This is a genomic window from Acetobacter senegalensis (assembly GCF_001499615.1).
Taxonomy (GTDB): Bacteria; Pseudomonadota; Alphaproteobacteria; order Acetobacterales; family Acetobacteraceae; genus Acetobacter; species Acetobacter senegalensis.
The window spans coordinates 1841241-1854865 of record NZ_LN606600.1 but is presented as its reverse complement, the minus strand read 5'-3'; the positions used below and the strand labels follow the sequence as shown (position 1 = coordinate 1854865).

At 56.7% G+C, this 13625-nt stretch carries 11 protein-coding genes; 4 read left to right on the top strand and 7 right to left on the bottom strand.

Annotated elements, in window-relative coordinates; all coding sequences use genetic code 11:
- Positions 1–12 precede the first annotated feature (12 nt).
- The 5 genes from metK to ASN_RS08380 all read right to left on the bottom strand — a co-directional run bounded on the left by metK (position 13) and on the right by ASN_RS08380 (position 6330).
- Positions 13–1200, bottom strand: coding sequence for a methionine adenosyltransferase (gene metK / locus ASN_RS08400; RefSeq protein ID WP_039903637.1), 1188 nt, complete (start codon positions 1198–1200; stop codon positions 13–15).
- 305 nt (positions 1201–1505) lie between these two features.
- The gene (gene dapB, locus ASN_RS08395; RefSeq protein ID WP_006557856.1) at positions 1506–2300 is read right to left on the bottom strand and encodes a 4-hydroxy-tetrahydrodipicolinate reductase; all 795 of its coding nucleotides are present in this window, start codon (positions 2298–2300) and stop codon (positions 1506–1508) included.
- Positions 2301–2326: 26 nt separating this feature from the next.
- Entirely contained in the window at positions 2327–3466 is a 1140-nt protein-coding gene (gene dnaJ / locus ASN_RS08390) for a molecular chaperone DnaJ (protein ID WP_006557855.1), read from the bottom strand.
- A 151-nt stretch (positions 3467–3617) separates the two neighbouring features.
- Complete coding sequence (gene dnaK, locus ASN_RS08385) at positions 3618–5531, bottom strand: molecular chaperone DnaK (protein ID WP_006557854.1); 1914 nt, start codon at positions 5529–5531, stop codon at positions 3618–3620.
- Between the two features lie 196 nt (positions 5532–5727).
- Positions 5728–6330: a nucleotide exchange factor GrpE gene (locus tag ASN_RS08380; RefSeq protein ID WP_006557853.1), complete on the bottom strand. Its 603-nt coding sequence runs from the start codon at positions 6328–6330 to the stop codon at positions 5728–5730.
- 190 nt (positions 6331–6520) lie between these two features.
- Here ASN_RS08380 and ASN_RS08375 point away from each other — a divergent pair, with 190 nt between their 5' ends.
- Together ASN_RS08375 and ASN_RS08370 are read left to right on the top strand one after the other, a co-directional pair.
- Positions 6521–7234, top strand: a complete 714-nt coding sequence (locus ASN_RS08375; protein ID WP_006557852.1) for a response regulator transcription factor — start codon at positions 6521–6523, stop codon at positions 7232–7234.
- A 27-nt stretch (positions 7235–7261) separates the two neighbouring features.
- Entirely contained in the window at positions 7262–9037 is a 1776-nt protein-coding gene (locus ASN_RS08370; protein WP_006557851.1) for an ATP-binding protein, read from the top strand.
- Positions 9038–9170: 133 nt separating this feature from the next.
- On the opposite strand, the gene ASN_RS19620 is transcribed toward ASN_RS08370, so the two are convergent.
- Positions 9171–9545 carry a RidA family protein gene (locus tag ASN_RS19620; RefSeq protein WP_157765154.1) on the bottom strand — a complete coding sequence of 125 codons (375 nt, stop codon included), beginning with the start codon at positions 9543–9545 and terminating at the stop codon, positions 9171–9173.
- 302 nt (positions 9546–9847) lie between these two features.
- On the opposite strand from ASN_RS19620, the gene rapZ reads away from it, so the two are divergent.
- Entirely contained in the window at positions 9848–10828 is a 981-nt protein-coding gene (rapZ, locus tag ASN_RS08360) for an RNase adapter RapZ (protein ID WP_006557848.1), read from the top strand.
- A gap of 190 nt (positions 10829–11018) precedes the next feature.
- The gene (locus ASN_RS08355) at positions 11019–12326 is read left to right on the top strand and encodes a mechanosensitive ion channel family protein (RefSeq protein WP_058987887.1); all 1308 of its coding nucleotides are present in this window, start codon (positions 11019–11021) and stop codon (positions 12324–12326) included.
- A 107-nt stretch (positions 12327–12433) separates the two neighbouring features.
- Here ASN_RS08355 and ASN_RS08350 read toward each other — a convergent pair whose 3' ends face one another.
- Positions 12434–13459, bottom strand: a complete 1026-nt coding sequence (locus tag ASN_RS08350) for a sulfate ABC transporter substrate-binding protein (RefSeq protein WP_006557846.1) — start codon at positions 13457–13459, stop codon at positions 12434–12436.
- Between the last annotated feature and the right edge of the window lie 166 nt (positions 13460–13625).

Sequence of the window (13625 nt, the reverse complement as noted above, 5' to 3'; positions counted from 1 at the left end):
AGGCTTTTCTTCTTAGCGGTTCAGTGCGCTGCGCAGGGCGTCAACCAGATCCGTGCGTTCCCACGTGAAGTTATCACGCGCATCATCCGGCTTGCGGCCAAAATGACCATAAGCAGATGTTTCAGCATAAATCGGACGGTTCAGGCGCAGATGCTTCCGGATACCGCGCGGAGACAGATCCATCACATCACGCAGAATCTTGCCCAGACGGGCTTCATCCACATCCTTGCCGGTTTCATCCAGATCCACATAAACGGACAGCGGATGAGACACGCCAATAGCGTAGGAAAGCTGAATGGTGCAACGATCAGCCAAGCCAGCAGCCACAACGTTCTTGGCCAGATAGCGGCAGGCATACGCGGCAGAGCGGTCAACCTTCGTGGGGTCCTTGCCGGAGAATGCGCCGCCGCCGTGCGGGGCTGCCCCACCGTAGGTATCCACAATGATCTTACGACCGGTCAGACCACAGTCACCGTCCGGGCCGCCAATCACGAAAACACCGGTCGGGTTAACGTAGAATTCGTTATCTTCCGGCATCCAGCCTTCCGGCAGAATACCACGCACCACACCGCCCAGACGATCGCGCAGTTCTTTCTGATCAATACCCGCATCATGCTGGGTGGAGATCACCACGGACGTTGCCTTGACGGGGCGACCATTGGAATAATGAAGCGTAACCTGGCTTTTTGCATCCGGCTGCAGGCCCGCAACGCGTGCATCGCCAGCGCGGCGCAGATCACGGATTTCGTGCAGAATGCGGTGCGCATAATACAGCGGAGCCGGCATCAGGGTGTCGGTTTCGTTGGACGCATAACCGAACATAATGCCCTGGTCGCCTGCGCCTTCGTCCTTCTCACCGGCACTGTCAACGCCGACAGCAATGTCAGCGGACTGTGCATGCAGGTAATTGGCAGCATCAGCCGTACGCCAGGAGAAACCTTCCTGATCGTAACCAATGTCCTTTACCGCATCACGCGCGGCCTGAATCAGGCCTTCTGAGGTAACGGAAGCCGGGCCACGCACTTCACCGGCCAGAATGATCCGATTGGTGGTAACCAAGGTTTCACAGGCCACGCGAGCTTCAGGGTCTGCTGCAAGATAGGCATCGAGAACAGTATCGCTGATCCGGTCCGCAACCTTATCGGGATGACCTTCGGAAACAGATTCCGAAGTGAACAGGAAATCGCCGTCTTTACGCATGATGGTGCCGTCTGCCCCACGCACTGTGAAATAGGAATTGTGATATCACCCTTGAGGAAAGGGGACGAAACCGTGTGGCGGAATAGTGACCAATGGTCAAGTGTATTGCCGCCATGCGTAGAAAATGTCCGTAGCTCCCGTGCGGGTGGATTAGCGGATAACCGCCAGTTTCATGAGCATTTACAACTGCAAAGCCATTTTTTCCGTTATGAAAAAAACGGCTAACTATTTTTATTTACAGCAAAACTTCGTAAATCATACACCCCGGCAACGGGCCGGGGCGCGTTTCAAAAAGGCCGCCTTTTTTAAAGAGGCGGAAGCCCCAGAACATCTTCCATACCAAAATATCCCGGCGCATGGCCTTCCACCCAGAGAGCCGCCCTTACCGCTCCGGTCGCAAAAATACGCCGGTCAAACGCCCGATGCGAGAGTGTGATCTGCTCATCCGCCGAGGTAAACAGAACATCATGCTCCCCGACAATCTGCCCACCGCGCAGAGCAGCAAACCCGATAGCGCCGGTTTTGCGCGGACCGGTATGCCCGTCTCGCCCGCTTTCCTTCACATCAACCAGAGCCACACCACGCCCTTGGGCCACAGCTTCCCCAATTGCCAGAGCCGTGCCTGATGGAGCGTCCACTTTCTGCCGATGGTGCATTTCCAGCACTTCAACATCATAGGACTCAGCCGGTAATGCACGGCCCATCATCTGCGCCAGACGCTGCACCAACGTCACGCCTGGCGAAAAATTGGCCGCATGCACAATAGCGATGGTCTGCGCGGCCTTGTAGACGGCAGCACTCTGTTCAGCAGAAAGACCCGTGGTGCCCAGTACCCACGCCGTACCATGCTGGGCCAAAGCCTGAGCATGAGGCACGACTGTCTCTGCATGAGTGAAATCAATCACCACATCGCTGATTGCTGCCAGAGATGCCATGTCCGAAAAAACAGGGACATTTTCCGGCAAGCCGACAACACCACCCGGCTTGCGGGCCGTACCCCCTGCCAGAATGGCCCCGGCTGCTTGCACTTCTTCTACCAGCAACTGGCCCACACGCCCTGAAATACCGGCAATCCCGACCCGAAGGGATTTTTCTGTCATGCAGGCTGTTCCTTTAGTGTCAAAATTCAGCTTTTGTTTTCAAAAAAATCACGCACGCGGGCAAAAAAGCCGGAGTGTTCCGGGCTGCCCTTCACGTTTTCACCGGCTTCTTTCTCAAACTCCTCCAGCAATTCGCGCTGGCGCTTGTTCAGATGCTGCGGTGTTTCAACAGTGACCTGAATATACATATCCCCCCGCGCACTGGAACGCAGGACAGAGAATCCTTTGCCACGTAGGCGGAAATGTTCGCCCGTCTGGGTGCCTGCGGGAATTTTTACCTTTGCCCGGCCGCCATCAATAACGGGAACTTCAATTTCCGTGCCCAGAGCAGCCTGGCCCATGCGCAACGGTACACGGCAATAAACATTCGCACCATCACGCTGGAAGATGGAATGTTCCGAGACAGACACATGCACATACAGATCACCAGGCGGCACGCCCTGCCCGGCTTCGCCCTCGCCAGAGATGCGGATACGGGTGCCATCCTCCACGCCAGCGGGAATCTGCACGCCAATTGTGCGCTCTTTTTCCACCGTGCCTGCACCATGGCAGGCCTTGCAGGGGTCTTTCACACTTTTGCCGGTGCCGTGGCAGGTGGGGCACGGCCGTTCCACTACAAAGAAGCCCTGCTGGGCGCGAACTTTTCCCGCACCATGGCAGCTTGGGCAAACCGTCACACCTGCCGCACCATCGTTGGACCCAGTGCCATGGCAGGACTCACAGGCCACACGGGTAATGACCCGCACATCTTTTTTCACGCCGGAAAACGCTTCTTCCAGCGTGATCTCAACATGGGTCTGGATATCACTGCCGGTACGGGCACGGCCACCGCGACGGCCACCCATCATGTCCCCGAACATCTGTTCGAAGATATCGCCCAGACCACCGCCACCAAAACCGCTGAAATCAAACCCGCCGGGGCCACCGCCACCGCCGCCTTCAAAGGCAGCATGGCCAAACCGGTCATACGCAGCGCGTTTCTGCTCGTCTTTCAGAACATCATAGGCTTGGTTGACGTCCTTGAACTTGGCCTCGGCCTCTTCATCACCAGGATTCCGATCCGGGTGATATTTCATGGCCATCTTACGATAGGCTTTCTTGATTTCGTCAGCCGATGCTGTGCGGGAGACCTCAAGAAGTTCGTAGTAATCAACCTGGGTGGCCATGAAAATCCTCTTACGGAGTTCTGCCTCTTACTGAGCGCAGCATGTGTCAGATATGACAAAGGCGTCCGCCTTCCAGGAAGCACGGACGCCAGAGAAAAAACGGTCATGGCAGGGGAAAGTCACCCCCGCCACCCGTGGTAGTCGCGCCCGATCAGGCTTTTTTGTCGTTTACGTCCTCAAAGTCCGCATCGACAATTTTTTCCTCATTCGGGTTGGCGCCAGCCGCACCGGCACCGCCCGGAGCAGCACCTTCGCCAGCCTGACCAGCCTTATACACAGCCTCACCAATCTTCATGGCAGCCTGTGTCAGACGATCGCTTGCGCTCTTGATGGCTTCGGCATCGCTGCCTTCCAGAGCCGTCTTGACCGCAGCAATAGCGCCTTCAGCTTCTGTCTTATCAGCAGCAGGAACCTTGTCACCCGCTTCAGACAGAGACTTTTCAACCTGATGCACAAGGCTTTCAGCGTTGTTACGCACTTCAACCTGTTCACGCTTGGCCTTGTCTGCTGCCGCATTGGCTTCAGCATCCTTGACCATCTGTTCGATATCGCCTTCAGACAGACCACCAGATGCCTGGATCTTGATCTGCTGTTCCTTGCCGGTTGCCTTATCCTTGGCGGACACGGACACGATACCGTTGGCGTCGATGTCGAACGTCACTTCAATCTGCGGCACACCACGCGGAGCCGGGGCAATACCCGTCAGGTCAAAGTTGCCAAGCAGCTTGTTATCAGCCGCCATTTCACGTTCGCCCTGATAGACCTTGATGGTCACCGCGTTCTGGTTGTCTTCCGCGGTGGAGAAGGTCTGGCTCTTCTTGGTCGGGATGGTGGTGTTGCGGTCGATCAGGCGGGTAAACACGCCACCCAGGGTTTCAATACCCAGAGACAGCGGGGTTACGTCCAGCAGCAGAACGTCTTTAACATCACCTTTCAGCACCGCACCCTGAATGGCTGCACCAATGGCCACCACTTCGTCCGGGTTCACGTTACGGGCCGGATCCTTGCCGAAGAAGCTTTTAACAGCCTCAATCACCTTCGGCATACGGGTCATGCCGCCAACCAGAATGACTTCATCTACTTCAGAAGCAGAGACGCCAGCGTCTTTCAGAGCAGCCTTACAGGGTTCAAGCGTGCGCTGGATCAGATCATCAACAAGGCTTTCCAGCTTGGCGCGGGTCAGCTTCAGCACCAGATGCTTCGGCCCAGAAGCGTCTGCGGTGATGAACGGCAGGTTGATTTCCGTTTCCTTGGAGGAAGACAGTTCGATCTTCGCTTTTTCAGCAGCTTCTTTCAGACGCTGCAGAGCCAGCTTGTCAGCGCGCAGGTCAATGCCCTGTTCGCGTTTGAACTCATCCGCCAGATACCCGATGATGCGGTTATCAAAGTCTTCACCACCCAGGAACGTATCCCCGTTGGTGGATTTCACTTCGATCACGCCGTCAGAAATTTCCAGAACGGAAACGTCGAACGTGCCGCCACCAAGGTCATAAACCGCAACCGTGCCGCCGCTCTTCTTTTCCAGCCCGTAAGCAAGAGCCGCTGCTGTGGGTTCGTTGATGATACGCAGCACTTCAAGACCGGCGATACGGCCGGCGTCTTTCGTTGCCTGACGCTGGGCATCGTTAAAGTAAGCAGGAACGGTAATAACGGCCTGCGTCACTTTTTCACCAAGGTAAGCCTCGGCGGTTTCCTTCATTTTGCCGAGCACGAACGCGGAAATCTGGGAAGGGGCATATTTCGTGCCGCGCGCTTCCACCCATGCATCACCATTGTCACCCTTGACGATGGTGTAAGGCACCATTTCCTTGTCTTTCTGAACGGTCGGATCATCAAATCGACGACCAATCAGACGCTTCACGGCATAGAATGTGTTTGCCGGGTTTGTGACAGCCTGACGTTTCGCAGCCTGTCCAACCAGCATTTCACCACCTTCGGTGAAAGCAACCATGGACGGCGTTGTGCGTGCGCCTTCGCTGTTTTCAATAACCTTGTTTTCGTTCCCTTCGCGCACGGCCACGCAGGAGTTGGTCGTACCAAGGTCAATACCAATAACTTTGCTCATTCATACTCTCCTTCAGCGACCTAGCCTGGCCCGAAGCACCGGACTGGGTCCTTAGTCTCTCACCTGATTTTCCTTTGCCGGAAAACAGGTTGCGAGTGTTAAGCCTGATGTATGGTGCGGCCTGCGCTCTTTCAAGTAGAAGCAAGCCGTTGGCAAACAAAATTTTTACCACCCATACCCTTGCCAGAAACCCGGCTTATTCCGGTGCTTTGGCCACTACTACCATGGCAGGCTTGAGAAGACGCCCGTGCAGCGTCCATGTCGGCGTCCATGCCTGCATTACAGTGCCCGGTGCATGCTCTGCACTCGGCTGTTCCGCCATGGCCTGATGCAGATTGGCGTCAAACGTCTTGCCTTGCGCGTCTTCACACTTGATGCCGTGACGCTCAAGAATGGAGATGAAGGACCGTTCAGTGCTTTCAATGCCTTCACGCATCTTGGTCAGAACACTGTCTTCCCCTTCCTGATGCGCAGGCAGACTGGCCAGCGCACGGCGCAGGTTTTCAGCCGCTTCCACCACATCCCGCGCAAATTTCTGCACGGCATATTGCCGGGCGTCTTCCACATCCCGCTTGGCACGGGTGCGCAGGTTCTGGTTATCGGCCTCGGCCCGCAGCCATTTCTCCTTGAACTCGGCAGCTTCCTGCTCAAGCTCCTGAAGACGGCCCTCGGCAGCAGAGGACGGCTCGGCATGGGTCTCCGCTTCAGGTGCAACCGCTTCCTGAGGCTGGGAGATCTGGTCGGTTTCAGCCGGCTCTGCCGGCGTGCCGACCCGGTTGGGATCTGTATCGTGGGTCATGCACCAAGAAGTAAGCAACCCGTCCGGAACCGACAAGACCTGCACGGCACCGCGATGATGATTTTACAACGCATGCAAGCCGTGCTCAAAAAACGCGGCAACATGAAAGACTCTGCCCCCATGGCGCAAACAGGGCGAACCCCGTATGCTCATGGGCTGGCGTTGAAGGCGATGAAGGAACACGCACACAATGGTAGAGCGTACCAAGCAGACGATTGCGCTGGTTGATGACGACCGCAACATCCTGACCTCGGTACAAATGACGCTCGAAGCCGAAGGCTTTCACGTCCGCACCTATACTGATGGCGAATCGGCCCTGCAGGGCATGACGGCTTATCCTGTTGATCTGGCCGTGCTGGATATCAAGATGCCCCGCATGGATGGCATGGAACTGTTGCAGCGCCTGCGGGCCCGGTCCAATCTGCCGGTCATCTTCCTCTCCTCCAAGGATGAGGAAGTGGATCAGCTTATGGGGCTGCGCCTTGGCGCTGATGACTACATCACCAAGCCCTTTTCCCAACGCCTGCTGCTGGAACGCATCCGCGCCCTGCTGCGCCGGAACGAAGTAAGCCGTGCGGAAGCCAACGGCACGCCAGTTGGCGGTGCACTGGTTCGCGGCCCGCTCTCTCTGGATGAACTGCGCCACAAATGCACGTGGAACGGGCAGGATGTCCCGCTGACGGTTACGGAGTTCCTGCTGGTAAAAACGCTGGCCCAGCGCCCCGGGCTGGTGAAGTCGCGCGATCAGTTGATTGATGCCGCCTATGGGGACACGGTTTATGTGGATGACCGCACAATCGACAGTCACATCAAGCGTGTCCGCAAGAAATTCCGGCAGGTTGATGACAATTTCAACCAGATTGAGACTCTCTACGGCATTGGCTACCGATACCGGGAAGACTGAGGCCCGCTGGTGACACAACGGACACGCATGTCTGTTTCTTCCTCGCTCTCCAGACTGAAAAGTCTGAAGCTGCCGGGGCAGGGCAACAAGCAGGGTGGCATTGAGGCCACCGCCGCGTATGAGGCCTCCAAAACACGGCTGGTCTCTCCGCTCATGCGGCGCATCATGCTGGTCAATATTCTGCCGCTCGCGCTGCTGGCAGTCACCATGCTGTTTCTCAATCAGTTCCGAAACAGCCTGCTGACCACGGAAGTTGCAGGATTGCGGGAGCAGGCGCGCATCTATGCCGGAGCCCTTGGGGAAAGTGCTGTGCGCAATACGCGCGCGCGCAGCACTGGATCGGATGGTGAATTTTCACTGGAATCCTCACAGGCCCGCCGCCTGTTGCTGCGCCTGACCGAGCCCAGCCCCAGCGCACATGCCCGTCTTTTTGGCCCGGATGGGCAGTTGGTGGCGGATAATCTGGCTGATCAGCCGGATCATCCCCCCCACTCCTTTCCGTTCCGTCATGGCTATCGCCCTCCGCCGCCAGGTGGCGTGAATGACCCAAGCGGGCCGCCCCCCTTTGGCCCCAGCTTTTTTGAACGCCTGCTGACATGGGTGTGGCGCAGTAACGAAACCAATATTGTCAGGCTCGACACAAACGAGGCCGACATCCCAGCAGACCCGGCCCGTCCGCCAGAAGCCAACGGTCCCAATTTTCGCCCGCCGCCAGAAGCCCCACCTTACATCCGCCGCACGGCCAATGGCCGCCTGATCATCACCGTGGCGGAGCCCGTTATTCGTGATGGCCATACGGTCGGGATTATCCAGCTTACCCGCGCCGCATCTCAGGTTGATCGTTCGGTTTTTGCCGTACGTTCCTCCATTTTATCCCTGTTCCTCACGGTTCTGGTTATTACCATCCTGCTCTCATGGTATCTGTCCCTTACAATCGCCCGCCCCCTGTTGCGGTTGGCAGCGTCCGCCCAGATCATGCGCGAATCTTCGGGGCGCACAGGGACCGTGCCAGCCCGCCTGCTGGCGCGGCGCGATGAAATTGGCGATGTGGCCCGCGCCCTGCAGGCCAGTGCGCAGGCGCTGTGGAAACGGATGGACGCCATTGAGCGGTTTGCCGCGGATGTCAGTCACGAGATCAAAAACCCGCTTTCTTCCATCCGCTCCGCCATTGAAACCCTGCTCCGTATTGAAGACCTAAATCAGCAGCGTCGCCTTCTGACCATCATCAACGAGGACGTCCGCCGTCTGGATCGTTTGATCACCGATATCTCTGACGCCAGCCGCCTGGATGCTGAAATGTCCCGTGCGCAGGCTGAGCCGGTTTCCATCAAACCGCTTCTCTCTGTTCTGGCTGAAATCCATCAGGCCACCCGCAAGGAAGGTCAGCCGATCATCACCACAAAAGTGGAAGGCGATTCCCCCGAGCATCCCCTCCGCGCTCTGGCGGTGGAAGACCGGTTGGTGCAGGTGCTCCGCAACCTGATTGGCAACGCCATTTCCTTTTCTCCACCCAACGGCCACATTCTGCTGGAAGCAGCACCTGCCGGGAACATGATCTCGATTTCCGTTTCGGATGAAGGACCGGGCATTCCACAGGCCAAACTCGATTCCATTTTTGACCGCTTTTATTCGGAGCGTCCCAAGAACGAGAATTTTGGCCAGCATTCCGGGCTGGGTCTTTCTATCAGCCGCCAGATTGTGGAAGCCCTGCACGGCACAATCGCTGTTGAAAACCGGCATGACGCACAAGGCAATGTCGCAGGGGCCCGCTTTACAGTGCGCTTGCCCAAAGTCACCACCTGACAGCTCATCCTACGGGCAAAACCGCACGCAAAGCAGGGGTTGAGAGCAGCCAGACCTCTGTCAGCTATTTTTTGAAGGGAGAGCGCGTTGGCTGTTATGGCCTGTCACCAACGCGAAAACGCATCTGCGTTTTTTAGACGGGTTCCGCTTCAACGCAGAGTTCGACTTCTATTTTCACGCCAGCAGGGGTCATGCTTTTGACCCACATAAAGGTCAGGGATGGCGAAAAATTGGAGAAAACCTGCCTTAACAAGGGAAAGCAGGAAGGGAAATCGGCTGCCCCTTCAATGATATACACCACCCGCGTGACATCTTTCAGGGACAGATCATCACGCGCCAGAATGGCCGTTCCCGTCTCCAACGCCGCCGCACATTGCTCCGCTATGGTCTGCGTTTGCGGAGAAGAGGACCGAAGCCCCCTGATCCGTATCCCTGCCGGTGTGTGCTCTACCCGTGGCATAGCGGCAGAAGGAGAACCAAAAGGAGTGTGGTGTAACGCGTCAGTCATGAGCATCCATCATACCGTCAGGCCTGTAAAAATCGCAAATTGCTCTTTCGTAACAATACATACATCATAATGGTGTAAAGCATGGCATGCACGCGGTGCAGGCAGGCATTGCCACACCAAAGCTGTGCAGACATATTGCGTAACATGGGGTGACCCGAGCATAATGCCGCTACCGTAATTTGGGTCAGTGCTTTATTCAGGACCGGATGCCTGCTTTGCCCACCGCAGGCGCTGGCTCCCCGCTTGCCATGCAGGCCTGAAAACTTTTTGCCCGCCTCAGGCCACAGAAAGGAACAGATGTAATGTGCGCGGATGATACACTTGTTCCACGCCGTATCCTGCTGGTTTCAGGGCTATCTGGTGCTGGCAAGTCCTCAATCCTGCGCATTCTGGAAGATCTGGACCACGAGGTTATTGATAATCCCCCCCTGGGAATGCTCGATGACATTGTGGCGCGCGCGGAACGCCCCGTGGCCATTGGTGTGGATTCCCGCACCCGAGGGTTTGATGCCTCCGCCGTGCTGGAGGCACTAGCGCGGCTACGCGTGAACCCCAACCTGCGGGTTGAACTGATCTACGCCACGGCGGAAGAAAGCGTGCTGCTGCGGCGCTATACGGCAACCCGGCGCCGTCACCCCCTTGCCCTGCACGGCAGCATCAAGGAAGGGATTGAGGAAGAAACAACACTGACCGCGCCCCTCCGCGCTGCGGCGGATCTGGTCATTGATACCTCGGACATGCCGCCACCAGAACTACGGCAGTTTGTAGAAAGCCGTTTCAGCCCGTGGCAGGGAGGATCAGCCGAAGGGCTGACCGTAGCCCTGATGTCCTTCGCCTTTCCTGCAGGTTTACCGCGTGAGGCCGATATTGTGTTTGATGCGCGCTTCCTGCGCAATCCTCACTACGACCCTGCCCTAGCCCCCAAAACCGGGCTGGATGCTGATGTGGCGGCTTATGTGGCGGAAGATTCGGATTATCTTCCGTTTCTGGATCAGATTCACACCATGCTGCAACTGGTGCTGCCGCGCTTTGTGCAGGAAGGGAAGAAATACGCCACCATCGCCATTGGCTGTTCTGGCGGACGCCATCGCTCCGTGACTTTGGTGGAAGCTCTTGCCAAGCGCCTCGCGGCACCGGATGGCATGGGCACCTATCAGGGGTCCGGCCAGTGGCCCATCATGATCATGCACCGCGAACTGGCCCGACAGGGGCTGGGTGCGTGGCGATGGGCCAGAAAGCCAACCGGCAGCCTTGCGGATGAAGCCCTTCCTCCTGTCAGTTAGAGAAATTCCCTGCCTCTTTTGTCCCTCTGAAGGGACTTTTACTGCCGCTGCAAGGCAGCTCAGCCTGAACCTCTTTGTTGCTCAGGCGTCTTTCATCTAGCCCCCTCTCTCTTTTTTAACGCTGGCATTTCAGGAGCAGCGTAGCACCCGCATTTTTTATTCGTTTACGGCAAGGTTCCCACTTCTCTTTATGTCCATCACATCCACCACCCTCCAGCATGAACCCATGGCGGAGACCATTCAGACCAAACTGACTCCTCTTGTCTCTTCCTTCCGCACATGGCTGAGCTGGCTTCCTCCTTCGCTGGTCTCCCTTCTGGTCCTTGCCCTCATCGGTCTTTGCGCAGCGCTTCTCAGCCGTTTGGTCACAGACCGCATTCTGATGCGTATTCCCGGTGCCAAACGCGGGGCCTTTGTTCGGTCCTTCACACGCACCATGCGGCGCCCTGTCCGGCTGACCGTTGTCATTCTGGCCATGAGCGTGGCCCTTCCCGCCTGCGGCCTGCGCGGAGATCTGCTGGATACGGTCGCGCATCTCCTGCTGATGAGTTTTGTAGCCGTCATGGGTCTGGGTACCCTGCTGACAACACGCGTGATTTCAGACGCCTATCTGGTGCGCTTTGCCGAAGCCGATCAGGATGATGATATTCTGGCCCGCAAACATGCCACGCAGGTACGTCTGCTCCGCCGGGTGGCGGAAATTCTGATCTGCGTACTCACGGTCAGCGCGGAGTTGATTACGTTTGAGCCGGTCAGGGAATATGGGCTCAGCCTGTTTGCTTCGGCAGGTGCCGCATCCCTGATTGCGGGCCTTGCGGCGCGCCCCATTCTGGTCAACCTGTTTGCCGGTGTTCAGATTGCCATGACGCAACCCATCCGTATGGGGGATCTGATTGCGTTTCAGGGAGACTGGACATGGGTGGAGGAAATCACGTCCACCTATGTGGTGCTGCGTTCATGGGACTGGCGCAGGCGTATTGTGCCTATTGCCTATTTTCTCGACACACCTTTTGAGAACTGGACCTACAACTCGGCAGAGCTGATTGGTGCAGTCTATCTGCATGTGGACTATCGCGCCCCCATGGATCGTATCCGCGCCAAGCTGGAAGAAATTGTACGGGGCTGCCCACAATGGACAGGAAAAGATTTCAGCGCGCAGGTTGCTGACTGCACAGACCAGACCATGATTATCCGCGTTACCGCCAGCGCACGCACGGCCATCAGAAGCTGGGATCTCCGCTGTGAGATTCGGGAAAAAATCATTCGCTGGATGTGTGACGATTGCCCGGAAGCCTTGCCCCGCAACCGCTTTGCCATGACACCAACGGAACAGGGTGCGCTACAAGCGCCATTCCCTACGATGGATCATCCCGCCACGAACAACAGGCCTGCCGGTGTGCCCAAGGGCCCGTTTGGACCATTTGACACGCCCCCGGCCCCATCGAAAGCAGCCTCTCAGCCACCCATCCCACCCCAAACAGCATTCCGTCCTCTCTAACTAAAGAGAACATTCTGTTCAGGGCGGTCAGCCAGAGGTTTTTATGTCAGAAAAGGAAGCGGCCCCTCTGGGCCGCGCCTGCCATCAGAACGTCTTTTCCGCCTGTGTCAGCCCTGATAAATCTGATCAAAGATGCCGTTATCGCCAAAGTGCTTTTTCTGAACTGTGGCCCACCCGCCCAGACTGGCAATGTCAAATGTTTCCACTTTTGGAAAACGGCTCGCGCTCTCAGCCGCAACAGTGGGGTCCACCGGGCGGAAATAATGTTTCGCGCCAATCCGTTGCCCTTCGGGAGAAAACAGAAACTCAACATAGGCCTGTGCTGCGGCCTGAGTGCCATGCTGGGCCACGTTTTTATCCACCACAGCCACTGGCGGCTCGGCCAGAATGGTCATTTTTGGCACGACAATATCAAACTGGTCCGGGCCGATATCCTTGGCAGCGAGAAGAGCCTCATCTTCCCACGCAAGCAGAACATCCCCCAATCCGCGCTGCACAAAGCTGTTTGTCGCCCCCCGCGCGCCTGTATCCAACACGGGCACATGCTTGAAAAGCGCCTTCAGATAAGCACGTGCAGTTTCTTCCGACCCGCCAGGTTGACGCAGTGCCCATCCCCACGCAGCCAGATAGTTCCACCGCGCCCCACCGGATGTTTTTGGGTTAGGCGTGACAACCTTCACATCATCCCGGATCAGATCCGGCCAGTCATGAATGTTTTTGGGATTTCCCTTTCTGACCAGAAAAACAATCGTGCTGGTAAACGGCGTGGAATTATGTGGCAGGCGTTTCTGCCAGTCCTGCGCAAGCAGGCCATGCTGGGCAAGGATATCAATATCATAGGCTAAACCAAGCGTAACAATATCTGCCGGAGCGCCTTCCAGAACGGAGCGCGCCTGCGCCCCGGAACCACCATTGGAGGTTCTAACAAAAACAGAACTATCTGCATGTGCTTTGGTGTATGCTGCTGCAAAGGCCTTGTTGATGTCCGCATACAATTCACGCGTAGGATCGTAAGATACATTCAGCAACCGGAGCGTATCCGCCTTTGCGGGCCGGAAAGCAAAACCGGCGGTTACACCACCAACCAAAGCTGCGGCACCCAGAAACGCGCGCCGTGACAGGATATCTGACACTGTAATTGTCTCTCCATCTTCCTTGCGCGTGTCTTTTCGGTAGCCTTGGCAAACCTTGGAACGTCAGCGCCTAATTCACGGTATCATTTGTATATTATTCGTCAAGTAAAAACATAACTCATAGTATTTTTTGATAACCCTTATCCTTCATCCTCATACGCCTTTT